Raw genomic sequence first — 14,144 nt, forward strand, 5'->3', positions numbered from 1 at the left:
GATATTGCTCTTGCGGACCGAAGTCAGCCTTTCACGGCAACCGAGACCGGCACGCCGTTGGTTAGTACGTCGAACACCGCGGAACGGGCGCGCGACTGCATGACGATTTCCTCGAGCTTCTCAGCGGGAGCATCCCCCTTGATCTTGAAGGAGATACGGATTCCTTGGTAGCCGTTGCGGACCTCGTTCGAGATGCCGAGGATGCCGCGAAGGTCGATGTCGCCTTCGACGGTCGATTCCACCTCATGCAGCGTCACCCCGCGCACGGCCGCGATGTTCGCGATGCCCGCCGTGAGGCATGAAGCAAGCGCGTGGAGGAGATATTCGACCGGCGCCGGGCCGTTGTCTGTGCCGCATAGGACGGCTGGATGGTCGCTGTCAGCCTGGTAGGCCGTCTTGTGAGACTGCTCGGTGCCGGCGCCGAAGAAGTTGGCCATCGTGCTTCTGCTGTGCGTGCCGGCAATCCAGCGGCTTTTGGCACGGAACTGGAACTTGGCAAGCTCGGGCTGCCCCGCGACGGCGTTGATGGTGGCCAGAAGGGTGGGCGTGTCAACGCCGTTCCTTGGCTCCCGCGGCGCCTTCTTAACGGCAGACTTTTCCATGACCATTGTATCGTCGTGCATGTCATTCACTCCTGGGTTCGGATGTTGCGCGACCGGGATCGTCCCGGACGGCTAACCCTCGGGCGGCAGCGTTTGACGTGCAGTGGGAACGACAGTGGGAAAACGAGAGGTTTTTTGCGTCAGCCAACGGTGAGCCGCGCTGGTCTGCAGTCAGCAAAACGACGGGCCTTCAAACGCTTGCTTCGCCGCCACGCTGCGATCCTCCCGTAAGCGCCGAGAAGGCGTCACAACCGAAACCACAGGAGATCAGACCATGTCTCGTTTGTTTGGAATGGATACCCGCCCGTCCTCGACCGACTGGGCAGTGATAGTTCGCGGGCCAAGCAAAGCCGAGGTGCTTGCCCATATCGCGAAGACTCACACATACGCGAGCACCCTGAATCGGCACGGCCGCGAAAAAACCACATGAGGCTTGTTGCGGCGGGAGTGCCGATCGGCCCCCTCGACAACACTTGTCGGAATAATGTTTTCGGTCGACGTCCAGCCAGGCAAAGAAGACCGCGCCCGAACACGTCTGGCGAATGTCGGGATGGTCGCTCGACGCATGCTTCGAGGAGCCAGCCCGCACTCGGGAATGACCGCATTACGATCAACTTGCGTCGTGCCCGGTCTTGCCAAAAATTCCCGGAGATGCTCGGCGCCCAACCTGAGATTGCCGCTCTGTCCGGTTTCAACTCGGTCACCCGAGTTGGAGGTGGTGGCTCCAACGCCGAGGTCGTCGACCGACACGCCTCCCACAGAAGTCGATGTGGTCGCGCTGGATGACCTCGCAGTCAGGTTGGCAACGGCCTACCAAGCTGCTTCGCCAGCTATTCGCTAGTCGGGCCAGTTCTCATCCCGTTATCCGCCTGTTCGCTTCTCGGGTTCGCGGTGGGTTTCCGACGTACGCCCGCCGATGCGAGCTCAGTCGACGAGGTGAATACTCTTATCAGAGGAGCTGATGTGGGCTGCTGACTCAACGTAACATATGGCGGGCTTTGCTTAGCACGCCGACCAGTCCGGTAAAGGGGGGTCTGCCTCTGCGATTACTTAGTTCAGGCAAGTATGTATCAGCCCGCACTTGCGGGCCGATATCAGCGTATCAGCGGCCGTGGAACTCGAAATCCCAGCCGACGGCCGAAGAGAGCGGCGGAAAGCTGATGTGCGAGGGAGATCGGTTCCCCCTTGAGGCCTATTTTTACGCCAACAGCGTGAACCCATCCTTCTCTCAGATTTATGGGTTCACGACCTAGGGTATTCCGACACCCAACTATCCAGCGAGCCCCGGATAGCTTGGGAACCAGGGCTGCATGCGTTCGAACTGAGCCGCCATCGCCAGAACGGTTTCGTCGGCGTGCCGCCGCCCGATGATCTGCAGGCCGACCGGCAGGCCCCGCGCCGTAAGGCCGGCCGGAACCGAAATCGCCGGGTGGCCGGTATAGTTGATCGGATAAGTCATGCACCAGCCGATCAGCGGATCGACCGCCTCGCCATTGATCGATGTCGGCCCGATCGTGTTGCCGTCCGTGGCATTCTTGACGGGCGGAACGGCCAGCGTCGGCGAGACGATCAGGTCATTGGTTTCGAATACATCCTCGAGGCCGTCATGGACGCCGGTGCGCAAAAGATCGTCGAGCGCATGGTCGATGGCGGACACCTTGTAGGCGCCCTCCAGCATGGCGAGGAACTGCGGGGTGAGCACCTTGGCGTGCTTGCCCATCAGGTCGATGCCCTCCTGTTTCCCGTACACGGCGATGGCAGCATAGTGGATCGAGATCGTGCGCACCCAAAGCGCCGCCAGTTCCTTGTGATCGGCCCTGAAATCGAGCTCGACCTCATCGACCTCAATGCCATGTCCTCGCATGACATCGACGGCACGGGCAACGACGGTGGCGACCTCAGCGTCGACCGGGAAATTGCCTAGTCGCGGGCTGTAGGCGACGCGCAGTTTCGGCGTCCACCCGGCAACGGCGCCGACATAGTCGACGCCGTCATCCGCCAGGCAGAACGGGTCGCGGTTGTGTGGCCCGGCCATGATCTTGGTCATCAGCGCGGCGTCCGCAACGGTGCGGGTCAGCGGTCCGATATGGACCAGAGGATGTCCCCACAGGAAGGCGTCGGGGCGAGTCACCGAAGGAATGCGGCCGAAAGAGGGCTTGAAGCCGACGGTGCCGCTGAACGAGGCGGGGATGCGGACCGAACCACCGCCGTCCGTGCCTTGCGCCAGGGCCGCCATGCCGTCGGCGACCGCTGCCGCACTGCCGCCGGACGAGCCGCCGGAATTGTAGCCGATCGCGAAGGGCGTGCTGGTCGGCCCGAAGCGCAGATTGTCGGTGATACCTTTATGGCCGAATTCCGGCGTGTTGGTCTTGCCGAGCACGATGGCGCCTGCCTCGAGCAGGCGCTCGACCGCCACAGCACTTGTTTTGGGCACCCGGTCGTGCACCGCCCACGACCCCATCGAGGTCGGCACGCCGGCCATATCGTCGAGGTCCTTGATGCCGACGGGGACGCCATGCAGCGGTCCAAGCGGACCGCCTGCCATCACGGCCTTTTCGGCGGCCCGCGCAGCTTCCATCGCCTGGTCGCCGAGAACCAGCGTATAGGCGTTGACCACCGGGTTGCGCGCCTCGATGCGGCGCAGATAGGCCTCGGTTACTTCGACCGGCGACAGGTCGCGGCGCTGGATGCGCTGGGCCAGTTCCGTGGCCGGCAGGAAACAGATCTGGTCGTCTGCAGAAGTCATAAGCCGTTCCACCTTGTTGGGTGCTATTTGATGAACACTGGATTTGCCGCGCCGCCGGTGCCCTTGCTCACTTTGACCGGACTGGCGCAGTAGAAGCCTTCGTAGCGGCGGTCCGAGGCACAGTCGGCGGCCAGCAGGTCGAGCGATGCCATTTCGGTGAACGCCACGCCCAGATTGCGCATCAGCGCGGCGTGCAGCACCAGCATCAACCCGGTCTCGGGCTCGTAGGTTGTCTCGTTGGCCAGCGTGTCGGTAACCAGACAGGGGATTTGCATCTCATCGAACCAGCGCACGAGGTCGAGGCTGAAGGTCAGTCCGGGTTCCCAATATCCATCGCCGACGCGCTGGCTTCCCGCCGCCAGTGCGCCGACCCACCCGGTGCGAACGAGAAGGATGCTGCGCGGCAGGATATCGACCGCTTGGGCCCGGGCGCATTCTATGAGGTCGCGATGCGTGAATGTTTCAGCGCGCTCCAGGGCCGGTTTGCCGCGGAACCGGGCGATGTCGAGCAGCACGCCGCGTCCGACGATCCCGCGCTCCGCGATCGGCATGATGCTGGCCTTGGTCATGCCGCCATTGGTACTGCTTGCCGCGAAGCCGTTCCAAAGCGTGTCGTCGAACCACATGTGGCCGAGCGCGTCGCAATGCGTGCCGGCCTGTGCGAAGCCGGTGACATAGTCGTCTGCGAATTCGAGGCCGCCGGCAAGCGGTTGCCAGTGGCCGTTCTCGAAGCCGGCCTTGTCGGCGACCATGAAATGCTTCGCCGGCCAGCGGCCGGGAAAGACGGCATCGCCCTCAGAGGTCCCGACCGGCACGCCGAGGGTGAAGGTGCGGCCGTCCCGCACCGACGCCAGGCCGCGCTTGACCTCGTCGGCGGTCAGATAGTTGAGCGCTCCGATCTCGTCGTCGGCACCCCAATGCCCCCAGCGGCTCGGCGCATTGCGCAGCAGCCGGCGCAGCGTCATCGTTTCAGTCGCGCTCATGCTTCCGCCTGCGCGGTCGCCGGCTGCCTGGCGCCGGTGATATAAGCGACGACGTCCTCCATGTTGGTGCCGGAACTTGCGAGATCGGCGACCTTGCGGCCCCTGCGCATCACCACCACGCGGTTGCACACCTGCCAGAGATGATCGAGATTGTGGGTGACCATGACGATCGTCAGCCCCTGGGCGCCAAGTCGTTTGATGAGGTCGAGCACCTCACGGGATTCGCGTACGCCGAGCGCCGCGGTGGGCTCGTCGAGCAGCAGCAGCTTGTGGCCCCAAAAGGCACCGCGCGCGATCGCCACCAATTGGCGCTGGCCGCCGGACATGCGACCCACCGGTTTGCTGCCCACCCCGGGGATCTCGATGTGCAGTTCCTCGAGGCCGCGCATCGCGATGTCGCCCATCGATTTGCGGCGGATCCAGCGCAGCAGCGCCGGGCCGCGGCCAAGCGCAATCTCGCGGCCGAGAAAGAAGTTTTCGGCGGCAGTGAACGTGCCGATCAGCGACAGGTCCTGATAGACCGTCTCGATGCCGAGGCGTTGCGCTTCGGACGGCGGCGACAACTTTTGCGGCCGCCCTTCGAGGATCACGTCGCCGGAAGTTGGGTCATGCGCGCCGGCCAGGATTTTGATCAGCGTCGACTTGCCGGCACCATTGTCGCCAACGAGGCCGAGTATGTCGCCCCTGGCGATGTCCAGCGAAACGTCATCGAGTGCCTGGATGCCGCCGAAGCTGCGGCAGATCCGGCGCAGGCTGAGCAGCATCTTCTGCGCCATGGCCTATCCCCTCGCATAGCGGCGGCCAATACCGCCGAGCGCTACGGCGACGACGAGAAGGCAGCCGGTGAACAGGAACTGCGTGAAGATCGGCGCGCCGATCATGGCCAGCCCATTGTTGCCGACGGCGACCGTCAGCACGCCGATCAAGGTGCCGAGGATATGGAACTGACCCTCTCGCAGCGCCGCCGAACCGAGGAAGGCGGCCGAAAAAGACGTCAGCATGAAGCTGTCACCCGCCGTCACCTGGCCGGAGCCGAGATTGGAGGCCATCAGCACGCCACCGATAGCAGCACAGGTGCTGGCGATGGCGAAGGCAACGATGCGGCTGCGATCGACGGCGACGCCGGCGCGGCGCGCTGATTCCGGGCTGACGCCGATGGCCTTGATGTGTTGGCCCTGCACTGTTCGGTTGAGGATCACCCACAGCAGCGCAAGCACGACGGCCATGATGATGACGAGGTGCGGCACTCCGGCAATCCGGCCGATCGCGATATTGGTGAATTCGCGCGACTGGGTGAGCTGCAGCGGAATTCCGCCCGAATAGGCGTAGTTCAGCCCGACGACGATGGTGCCCGTGCCAAGCGTGGCAATGAAGGCGTTCACCCCGATCTTCGAAACGACAATGCCGTTGACAATGCCGATGACCGTTCCGAGGCCGACGACAAGGAAGATGGCGGGTAGGATCGGCAAGCCACTGCTGCTCAACAGCCCGACCACGAGAAGCCCGCAGAAACTCGCGACATAGCCGATACTGAGGTCGAAATCACCGGCGACGAGGGGCACGGTGAGGCCGGCCGCGACAATGGTGCCGATCGCCATGTCGTTTACGATGTTGCGAAAATTGCCGATGGTTGCGAAGGTCCCCGGCTCCAGCACCGAGAATATCCCCAGCATCGACGCTAGCACGATGATGGTGCCGTAGGTTCCAAGCAGGCGCATGAGCAACGCGCGCCGCTGTCGGGCATTGGGCGAGGCATAGCCGGTCTGCGTTGACGGCAGGACGCGGGGCGCCTCTGCCGGAGCGTGTGTTTCGGGCAGGGAATGATCAGCGGACATGGCGGCTCTCATGACAGCACTCCGGCCCGGCCAGGCAAGTCCGGCCCAGACCCACAATCAGGAGAGCTTACTGCGGATTGTCCTTGATGAACTTGTCGACATTCTCTTTGGTGACGAGCGTATAGCCTGGCACGAAGGATTTGGGCTTCCACTGGTCGCCGGCTGCCAGGATGTCGGGAATCTGATCGACTAGCATTTTGCCTGCCGAAGTCAGATCGACACCGAGCGTGGCGGTCATCGTCCCGTCCTTGACAGCCTGGACAGCGGGCGCCGTGGCGTTGAACGAATAGACCTTCACGTCGCTGCGGCCGTTCTGCTTCAGCGCCGCGATCGCGCCCATAGCGTTGTCGTCATAGCAGTTGAAGATGGCGAACGGCCCCTTGGCGTTGGCATTGGCTGCAAGCCAGGCGCTGGTCGCGGCCTGCGAGGATTCGGCAGCACCCGGGATGCTGATCTCGTGCGAGGTCGCCTTGAGCCCCGGATTTGCCTTGACCGCCGCATCGAAGGCGTCGGCTCGTTCGCGGCACGGAATGCCGGGATGGTAGGTGAGGTCGAGTACAGTTCCGGACTTGCCGATGTCCTTCAGCATCAAGTCGATCAGCGGTTGCGCAGCACCGGTACTTGCAGATAGCGCGATCCCGTCTGCCATGCCGCCGCCGGCCGAAAGCACGGGGATCTTTGCGTCCGCCGCCGCCTGGAGCCCGGCCGCCAGGCCCGTCGAATCGAAGACCGTGACGATGATGGCGTCCACCTTCTTGGTTGCCAGCTGCTTGATGCTGGTGATCGCTTGCGAAGGATCGCCATTGGCATTGAGCGTTTCCACCGACCAGCCCTTAGACTTGGCTTCCTGGCTCATCGTGTCGACCATCTGGTTTGTGTCGACGTCGGATGTCGAGAAGGTGACGATGCCGATCGTCAGCTTGTCATTCGCGGCGAGGGCGGCCGACGTGAAGGATGCTGCGACGAGCGCTGCGGTCGAGAGTTTCTGAAAGCGGTTCACTGTGCGTATCCCCTGTTGACCGAGTGTTCCGGCTCACCTCCAGACCGCGCAGCAGCCCAGCTTGGCGCCATCTACAGGTCGTCACAGTCAGTCTGTTTGTTCGTGCGGGCCACGTACTAACTATAGGCACAAGCTCTTATGCCGCGCAACGGCTAATTTCAACCGGCTTTGGTGACTCGAGGTTCAATCGCTGTGGGGCTCTTGGGGCAAGCGCGCAGCTAGGCCGCCTTCTTGATCTCCGCGACCTGAACGCCCAGTCGGAACGCCTGACCGTCTGCAAACGAACGCGCGTAGCTCTCAGATGTAAAAGGGACCGTGGTGGTGATGCCTTTGACCGTCACGCGAACCGACCACTCTTTGTCCCTAATGATTTCAACGGCATGTTGCTCATGCGCAGCCATGCATTCCTCCCAGAATCTTCCGTTGAGGATGGGAAGATAGCGTCGTAAAACTGGTTTGCATGCAAATAATCCGACACCGCGACGTCGAAATGCCGAAACACGCACAGCTAGGCTTAAGTCGATGGTCTCGCCTTGAGCTGTTCAAGGTGTTCCTTGGCGAGGTTGAAAAGTGCGGTGGCACTCTCTTCAGCCTCCGCCCGGAAGCGGACATCGCGGATGACAATGCTGGAGATCATGTTCGCGCCAACTGCGGATGCTTGAAGCGACCGCTCCGTCGGCTTAAAGAACGTTCCGCTCCGCCGGGTTTCGCTCTATCAACTCCGCCACAAGGCGTTGAAGCCGCCAGAGGCTGCTGTCATGTATGCCTTTGGCTTCGAGGTGAGAAACCGTGTTGAACAGGTATTCGGCCCCGCTTCCCCAATGACCGCAGGCCAGGGCCAGGACATCGGCAACGGCTTCAAGCGACTGACCACCGGCATAGAGAGGTGACGCGCGGTTCATCACAAAGGCCAAGGCCGAGATAGGCCCGGAAGCGGTCGCCACCGTGATCCACCGGGGCATGCTGTTGGCCGGCTTGTAGGTGAATTCGCGTCGAAAGAGTTTGCCGAATTGGCGTTCGAGGTTGTCCTTTGGCAGGTCGTACAGGACGCCGCTGCATTGCCCCCCACGATCGAGGGCCATCATAAGGCCTGGCTGCTCCGGCGTGCCCCGAAAACGGGTCATGCGAAAGCAGAAAGCGCGATGCCACCCACGAGCGAGGCCTACCTGCTCACCGATATGCTCGATCTCCGGCTTCCAGATCAAGGAGCCGTAGGCGAACAGGCGGGTCGGTGCTTTCGGGGCCGGATGAGTTCGGATCATTTGCTCGACCCAGCTGTCGTAGTCGGCATCGGTGTGTAGCTCGGCACCTGGCGTCAAACCCTGGTCCTGAACGACCTTGTGGACCCGCGCGACGTGGTCCGCGGTCAAGGTCAGCTTTCTCATTTGGCTCGGCATCCCGTGCTCCATCTGATCAGGATCGCGTATCCTTGGCAGATACTACAGGCGTTGCAAGATACGAACCGATGCACGGCGTGAATGAGTCTTTGCCCCTTCACCGATGACAGCAAAGCGCCCCGCATATTCGCCCTCGAACGATTCCATGTGGTTTCGGCAATCTAGGTTTGGGAGACGCTTTTCTACTCACTGTGAAACCCTGACCAACAGCTTGCCGAAATTGCGGCCCTTGAGAAGACATGAAGGCCATCGGCGCGTTCGCGAGTCCCTCGACAATGTCCTCACGATGTTTGACCTTCCCCGCTTGGAGCCAGGCCGAAACGTCCCTGCCGGGGCGGTTCGACGTGTGCTGTTTGGGACATGCAGAATAATTGGCGGAGTGCCAGAAAGTTCCTCCGCACTCGCGCTTCGCACCGCGGTGCCACCCACAGCGTCTTGCCTAAGGGACTTTGCGGCGTAATTCGCTCGCGTTCGAATTGAGAGCGACCTCGGATTGAACTCGCGGATTACCAGGCGGACAAAAAAACCCCGGCGCTGGGTCGTTGCGCCGGGGCTTTGGGCACGTACAAGCTACACCAACATGTCCGTTTATGAACGTGCGCTAATAAAGTGAAAAAACGGTGAACCACGCATAGGCTGAAGGGCGCACACTCAAAGCTGGGGTGAAGCGGCAATATCAGTGATGACAAGTTGCGCACCTGATTGTTCCACCCAGCTTTCGACCGAACGAGGGGGCGAGTATGCCGGCTGTGTTGATTTGCCAAGATGATGTACTCCGTCACCCCTCATGCCGATGAAGGGAGCCCGCTCGAACCGCAAATCTCGAAATGTCTAGTGATGGCCCCTGGACCCCGCACATTCGGGGATTCGAAACTGATTTCCAGGTGGTGCTAAGCAAGGCCGGCAAGGTGGAGACGATCACCGTAATGCTAGTATGCTCATACATCGCGCTTTGCTCTGAGGGCGGCCCAGCAGCTTGGGTTAGGGGGGCCGCTGGGCCTGACCAGCGAGCGTTCGGGAATGCTCGACTGGCTGGTTAGTATTTTAGATAAATCTAATATAAATCGAACCATGCGAACGAAGTACGCGGCGGTAAGAAAGTGGCTGGCGTCCGATTCACTTACCGCGCGCTTTTGCCTTGGGTTCTGGCGAGCTTTCGGACGGGTTTGCAGCCAATTTTGCAGATCGCCAATCTGTTACCCACAGGGACTTTTTCCTCGTCAACAAATCGTCACGATCGCCCTCAGCGGTCGCTCGGCTATGCATGGCAGCTATGGCGTAGTCGGCTCTGTTGGTTCGATAGTCTTCTTTTTGGACAGTCATCGTTTGCTCCCAGTTTCATAGCCCCTCTTTTGCCCTGGCGGGGAGATTAACTGCCGGTCCATCACGCGAGTCAATCGATGAAACGACCCCTCCGCAGTCGCGAGGGCGGGGAGCAACCCGACAATTTTTAACGTTGGAACGGCTTACAGACTGCAACACAGCCGCCCTTTCGTCGGGCTGCGTTGATCGCGTTCATGTTGCTCTTCAGCTCGCCGGTCTTGGCTTCACGTGCCTTGATGTCGTGTTGTCCATCATGCTGCCAACCGGCAACCCAAGCCAAAACACGCCGTCCACGTCACGGCGGGCGCCGGTCTTGTACGGCCATTATCGGCGCCAGGTCGGAACTCGTTCGGTAAAGTTCGGCTTCCAACTGGCTGCAGGACTTGCCCGCGTATACGCTGGACGAAACCAGCGTGGGCTTGATGTCGGCTGGGCGAGTAGCGCAGCCCGACAAAACGCTGATGGTACAAACGCACATAACTTGATTTTCATGCTTCCCCCCAAAATGCCCGCGGTGAGCAGGCGCTGAGGGCAGGACGAAGTCTATGTGCCTTGACGGCAGCGGAATATATTCCTATTTTGCGGGATGCCGCACCCTCGCCGACACGAAGCCGTTTCCGAATATCACCTCGCCAAAATTGAACGACAGGCGTGGCTTCTGACGGTAGAACTCCGCGACGCGCAGTTGTCGCTCAAGCCATTTCATGAGCATTGGGACGTGATCGACCGGCTGTACGGGATATAAAGCGGGCGCTCAATCTGCTGAACAATAGGCCGGCGGACTACGAAGAGCCGCATTTCGCGCCCATGTCGCGAGGGTGAAGAACTAGCCTGTCAGTTTAGTGAAGTCGTGGCGCCGCGCGCGAACATGTGCCAGCAAATTCGTTTCGTTTACGACCCCTGATTGAAAGAGATTCAGCGTGGTCGAGGCCAGAATCTGACCGTCTATCGGGGTGCTGTACCATTTGGCGTCGGCGGTTACCTGGTCGACAACCCGCTGGCAGATCGCCCGATCTTTAGGTCTAAGGAACTGACTGTTCAGTGCTCGTAGCATCTCGACGCCTTGAAACGGGGAGTCACCTGTCTCCCGCGCGATACCCATGCGTGGTCTCCGAGCATGGATCCTAAACGCATTCAGACAGAAAATTACCATTCGTTTGAGTGGTACCGATGTCGCGTGGATAAGCGGCAGTCCGCGAGCTAATCCACCATGTCGCGCAGCGGCTTCTTGCGCTTTGGCGTCCTGTACTTCTCGACCAGCCTGACCTTGTCGATGTCGATCGTCACCAGCGGTCCCAGATCGACGGTCACCCTGCCGCCTTCCTCGTCTATGCGCGTGATCTCTCCGGTAGGCTCGATCTGCTGCCCCTTCTTCACCTTGGTATGATCGATGATCGAATGCGGAAAGCTATAGCTCGGGATGGAACGCTGACGTGGTCCTCATTGACCCGTCTGCGGACTGTGGCTGTGATCGCCACCACGTCACCAATACCTATGCCCCGCGCCATTCCATGAGTCTGGTGCGCTCGGCGCTTACTCAAGATATTGCTAATTATGGATGAGCCCGCTTCCTCCAATCGATGGATGAAGCCGATCGTGGGCCGGTGCTACTTTGATGCATCACGCGACTTACCCGGCAAGAGCTGGCTCCAGGGGCAAAATATGAGCAAGACGACTTTCATTGCTATCGCAATCCTCGCGATCAGTGTCGGCTGTGCCGAAGCCCGTAAGGTCGAATCCGCGACCCTCGGCACGTACGCCAATTCGAAGAACCTGCCGGCTTGTACCGCGTCAAGCTCACTCTTCGAAGTCCTTGGTGATAAATGTTTTCTCGTCACAGGTTCGATGATCTATGGCGACATCGCCGAACTCTCCCGGACAATCACTTTGAGTTGGTAGCCCGAAGCAACAACCTCCCAGCGCGGCCTCCATTCTCCGGTATGAAGTTGCGTCGCAGGGGCTGCCGTCGCCCCAGATATCGACCGCTTCGCGCGTCGCCAATACCGGCGCAATCCTCAGTCACCACGGGCCTCCAAAATTCTCATGCCGTCCGCACTGGCGGTCGAGCCTGTCGCGCCAACACAGCAGCGCCTCTGCATCGTTTGGGCAACCCAACGCATACCTTCCGGTCCGGAAACTCGCTTACGCGTTTCATCGTCCATTCGGCAGTGGAAAATTAGGCCGATTGGCAGTGCTCAGATTCGCGTAGCCGTCCTGCGATCCGCTCGGAGACGATGGCGAGTGGTTCCGGCAACTGCGCCTCAAGCTGGCGACCGCCTTCTGCAGCGTGCTGCTGCGGAGCAGCGCTGACGCTGCGGTCGTCCGGACGTCGCAAGACCGCTTGATTATATCGAACCTGAAACAGACCAACGCCGGCCCAACCTACACCTGAAACCAAAAGACAATATCGATGACGTCCAACAGCTATGCTCCGAAGGGTTCAAGCGCCTGCAAACATTTCACCATGCCAATTTCGCCATCGCTGCTTCGATAATGACGGCGCCATCAATTTCATGGAGCAAGCTTTGCCGCCAGGGGGTTTTGCCCGATGGCCGCGACCAGGCTCGTGCATACCTCGATCACCATCACCAAGACCCTGCGAGGCGCGGAAGAGGCAAGCCGCCCTGTGAGGTCGCTTCATGGCTCTCCTCTGGTTCAACCCTCCGGTCCCGGTCAAGACCGAGCGTCCCGGGATCATCCACAACGTCAACAACGCCGAGACTGCCGGCGAGGAGCTGATGAAGTGGACCAAGCGTGGCCCTTGCTGGGACCTCGCGGTGCGCGTTTGCATGGCCGTGATTTTCGACGAGATGGAACCTGAGGAGGCCCGCAAGGCATTCCTGGCTGCTGCAAAAGAGGAGGGGACATTACTCCCCCAATGACAACTAGCTAAATTGGATGCGGTATAAGGTTCTAGGTGCCTCTTACCAATACCGCCTTCGCGAAAGGAGCCCGCCGCCGGTGAGGGAGAGGCGACGGACCCCCCTACAGCGGCTGCACATCCACGAAGAATCCCGCTGCCACCTCTAAACCCGCGATGGCCTACATCGTTCCCTTAGCTGCGGCTAAAGCGGGGTTGGTCGGCGGGCTCTTGCCGCTCTAAGTTCCTCCTTATGGGTCCTCTCTGGTTTTCTCCACCGGTCTACGTGAAGACGAAACGTCCGGGCATTCGCAATGGGGTCAGCCACGTCGAGGGAGCCGCCGAAGAACTGATGACATGGGACACAAAGGGCCCGAGGTGGACGAAGGCGGTCCAATCCTGCGTCGACGCGTTCCAGGGCAGGGTGTCCCCCCATGAGGTCCGTGAAGCCTTTGAGGCGGCTGCCAAGGAGGCCAACGTGTATCTCTCCCCTGAGTAGGAGGTATCATGGCGCCCATCTGGTTCGTCCCGCCGGTGTTCGTGAAGACTGAAAGCGGTCTCAGGCATGGCTGCAACAATGCGAAGGAAGCCCTTGAGCAGCTCAAGATGTGAACCCGGCGAGGGCCTCGCTGGCATAAGGCGGTGACGCTGTGCCTGTCAGCCTTGGAGGGCGATCCGATTGACCCCCACATAATACGAAGGCCTTTGAGGCTGCCGCTAAGGAGGCCAACGTGTATCTCTCCCCTGAGTAGGAGTTGTCGTGGCAACCCATTGGTTCTCCCCTCCGGTGTACGTCAAGACCGACCGACCTGGGGTGACCTACGGGTGCAACAACGTCGAGGGTGCCGCCGAGGAACTCATGAAGTGGACCAAGATGGGACCTAAGTGGAGGAAGGCTGTGCAACTGTGCGCCGACGCCTTTCAGGACCGCGTGACTCCGGAAGAGGTCCGTCAGGCTTTCGAGGCTGCTGCCAAGGAGGAGGGGGTGCTCCGTGAGTAGCAGGCGCCCATGGCTATGTTGGGAAGGACCCGCTAGGCTGTCTGAATGCTGACCAAGTCCGCGCTGCATCGGAGCTGCTCTGGGCGAGGTACTTGGCGTCAATGGGGCACGTCGAGTAATCGAAACATGGGTTTCGACGAGAAGATCAAAACCCTACGCACATTGGGTCGTGTGGACTCTTGGGATTCCCAGGGCTGAGCAAATCAGATTCAAGGCTGTCTTTTGGAGGCAGCCATGGGAATTATGGATCGTCTGATCCTCCGCGATGACCAGTGGGTGCGCACATCCGACCTTCCAGCTTCTCAAATTAAGCGTAAGCGCTGTTGTGGGACCACCTTTCGGGAGTGGTCGCGATCTGTGAGGTTGCCGATCCTGTATTGGGATCGGAGATCGGCTTG

At 60.7% G+C, this 14,144-nt stretch carries 15 protein-coding genes and 1 pseudogene; 4 read left to right on the forward strand and 12 right to left on the reverse strand.

Features of this window, described 5'->3' with window-relative positions; all coding sequences use genetic code 11:
• Positions 1 to 23: 23 nt before the first annotated feature.
• From NKJ20_RS28825 to NKJ20_RS28880, 12 genes and pseudogenes are all read right to left on the reverse strand, one after another.
• A complete protein-coding gene (locus NKJ20_RS28825) occupies positions 24 to 602 on the reverse strand; it encodes an OsmC family protein (protein WP_352748764.1) in 579 nt (192 codons plus the stop codon).
• Between the two features lie 1,270 nt (positions 603 to 1,872).
• Positions 1,873 to 3,348, reverse strand: a complete 1,476-nt coding sequence (locus tag NKJ20_RS28830; protein WP_352748767.1) for an amidase — start codon at positions 3,346 to 3,348, stop codon at positions 1,873 to 1,875.
• Between the two features lie 23 nt (positions 3,349 to 3,371).
• Entirely contained in the window at positions 3,372 to 4,331 is a 960-nt protein-coding gene (locus tag NKJ20_RS28835; RefSeq protein ID WP_352748768.1) for a cyclase family protein, read from the reverse strand.
• A complete protein-coding gene (locus NKJ20_RS28840; protein ID WP_352748771.1) occupies positions 4,328 to 5,107 on the reverse strand; it encodes an ATP-binding cassette domain-containing protein in 780 nt (259 codons plus the stop codon). The genes NKJ20_RS28835 and NKJ20_RS28840 overlap by 4 nt, the downstream gene beginning before the upstream one ends.
• Positions 5,108 to 5,110: 3 nt before the next feature.
• Positions 5,111 to 6,166, reverse strand: coding sequence for an ABC transporter permease (locus NKJ20_RS28845; protein ID WP_352450301.1), 1,056 nt, complete (start codon positions 6,164 to 6,166; stop codon positions 5,111 to 5,113).
• A gap of 67 nt (positions 6,167 to 6,233) precedes the next feature.
• On the reverse strand, positions 6,234 to 7,166 hold the full coding sequence (locus tag NKJ20_RS28850; RefSeq protein WP_352529689.1) for a sugar ABC transporter substrate-binding protein: 933 nt from the start codon (positions 7,164 to 7,166) through the stop codon (positions 6,234 to 6,236).
• Positions 7,167 to 7,384: 218 nt separating this feature from the next.
• On the reverse strand, positions 7,385 to 7,567 hold the full coding sequence (locus NKJ20_RS28855; protein WP_352748774.1) for a hypothetical protein: 183 nt from the start codon (positions 7,565 to 7,567) through the stop codon (positions 7,385 to 7,387).
• A 113-nt stretch (positions 7,568 to 7,680) separates the two neighbouring features.
• Positions 7,681 to 7,803 carry a hypothetical protein gene (locus NKJ20_RS28860; protein ID WP_352748775.1) on the reverse strand — a complete coding sequence of 41 codons (123 nt, stop codon included), beginning with the start codon at positions 7,801 to 7,803 and terminating at the stop codon, positions 7,681 to 7,683.
• A gap of 43 nt (positions 7,804 to 7,846) precedes the next feature.
• Complete coding sequence (locus NKJ20_RS28865; protein WP_352748777.1) at positions 7,847 to 8,551, reverse strand: gamma-glutamylcyclotransferase; 705 nt, start codon at positions 8,549 to 8,551, stop codon at positions 7,847 to 7,849.
• A 198-nt stretch (positions 8,552 to 8,749) separates the two neighbouring features.
• Positions 8,750 to 8,891 (reverse strand): annotated as a pseudogene (locus tag NKJ20_RS28870) (NADP-dependent oxidoreductase); the annotation flags it as partial.
• Between the two features lie 1,821 nt (positions 8,892 to 10,712).
• Positions 10,713 to 10,988: a hypothetical protein gene (locus tag NKJ20_RS28875; RefSeq protein WP_352648043.1), complete on the reverse strand. Its 276-nt coding sequence runs from the start codon at positions 10,986 to 10,988 to the stop codon at positions 10,713 to 10,715.
• A gap of 98 nt (positions 10,989 to 11,086) precedes the next feature.
• Entirely contained in the window at positions 11,087 to 11,263 is a 177-nt protein-coding gene (locus NKJ20_RS28880) for a hypothetical protein (RefSeq protein ID WP_352748779.1), read from the reverse strand.
• Between the two features lie 177 nt (positions 11,264 to 11,440).
• On the opposite strand from NKJ20_RS28880, the gene NKJ20_RS28885 reads away from it, so the two are divergent.
• The 4 genes from NKJ20_RS28885 (at position 11,441) to NKJ20_RS28900 (ending at position 13,746) form a co-directional block, all read left to right on the forward strand.
• Positions 11,441 to 11,785 carry a hypothetical protein gene (locus tag NKJ20_RS28885; RefSeq protein ID WP_352748780.1) on the forward strand — a complete coding sequence of 115 codons (345 nt, stop codon included), beginning with the start codon at positions 11,441 to 11,443 and terminating at the stop codon, positions 11,783 to 11,785.
• Positions 11,786 to 12,525: 740 nt separating this feature from the next.
• Positions 12,526 to 12,768 carry a DUF982 domain-containing protein gene (locus NKJ20_RS28890; protein WP_352748782.1) on the forward strand — a complete coding sequence of 81 codons (243 nt, stop codon included), beginning with the start codon at positions 12,526 to 12,528 and terminating at the stop codon, positions 12,766 to 12,768.
• 231 nt (positions 12,769 to 12,999) lie between these two features.
• Positions 13,000 to 13,245 (forward strand): DUF982 domain-containing protein, encoded by a 246-nt coding sequence (locus NKJ20_RS28895; protein ID WP_352748785.1) that lies wholly within the window; start codon positions 13,000 to 13,002, stop codon positions 13,243 to 13,245.
• A 261-nt stretch (positions 13,246 to 13,506) separates the two neighbouring features.
• Positions 13,507 to 13,746: a DUF982 domain-containing protein gene (locus tag NKJ20_RS28900; protein WP_352625651.1), complete on the forward strand. Its 240-nt coding sequence runs from the start codon at positions 13,507 to 13,509 to the stop codon at positions 13,744 to 13,746.
• The last annotated feature ends 398 nt before the right edge of the window (positions 13,747 to 14,144 follow it).

Source organism: Mesorhizobium sp. M0185 (assembly GCF_040322175.1).
In the GTDB taxonomy this organism is placed as follows: domain Bacteria; phylum Pseudomonadota; class Alphaproteobacteria; order Rhizobiales; family Rhizobiaceae; genus Mesorhizobium.

Excerpts from the sequence above, each read along its gene's own strand:
- NKJ20_RS28825 (WP_352748764.1), bottom strand. The coding sequence starts at position 602 with ATGGAAAAGTCTGCCGTTAAGAAGGCGCCGCGGGAGCCAAGGAACGGC.
- NKJ20_RS28830 (WP_352748767.1), bottom strand. The coding sequence starts at position 3,348 with ATGACTTCTGCAGACGACCAGATCTGTTTCCTGCCGGCCACGGAACTG.
- NKJ20_RS28835 (WP_352748768.1), bottom strand. The coding sequence starts at position 4,331 with ATGAGCGCGACTGAAACGATGACGCTGCGCCGGCTGCTGCGCAATGCG.
- NKJ20_RS28840 (WP_352748771.1), bottom strand. The coding sequence starts at position 5,107 with ATGGCGCAGAAGATGCTGCTCAGCCTGCGCCGGATCTGCCGCAGCTTC.
- NKJ20_RS28845 (WP_352450301.1), bottom strand. The coding sequence starts at position 6,166 with ATGTCCGCTGATCATTCCCTGCCCGAAACACACGCTCCGGCAGAGGCG.
- NKJ20_RS28855 (WP_352748774.1), bottom strand. The coding sequence starts at position 7,567 with ATGGCTGCGCATGAGCAACATGCCGTTGAAATCATTAGGGACAAAGAG.
- NKJ20_RS28860 (WP_352748775.1), bottom strand. The coding sequence starts at position 7,803 with ATGATCTCCAGCATTGTCATCCGCGATGTCCGCTTCCGGGCGGAGGCT.
- NKJ20_RS28865 (WP_352748777.1), bottom strand. The coding sequence starts at position 8,551 with ATGAGAAAGCTGACCTTGACCGCGGACCACGTCGCGCGGGTCCACAAG.
- NKJ20_RS28875 (WP_352648043.1), bottom strand. The coding sequence starts at position 10,988 with ATGGGTATCGCGCGGGAGACAGGTGACTCCCCGTTTCAAGGCGTCGAG.
- NKJ20_RS28885 (WP_352748780.1), top strand. The coding sequence starts at position 11,441 with ATGGATGAGCCCGCTTCCTCCAATCGATGGATGAAGCCGATCGTGGGC.
- NKJ20_RS28890 (WP_352748782.1), top strand. The coding sequence starts at position 12,526 with ATGGCTCTCCTCTGGTTCAACCCTCCGGTCCCGGTCAAGACCGAGCGT.
- NKJ20_RS28895 (WP_352748785.1), top strand. The coding sequence starts at position 13,000 with ATGGGTCCTCTCTGGTTTTCTCCACCGGTCTACGTGAAGACGAAACGT.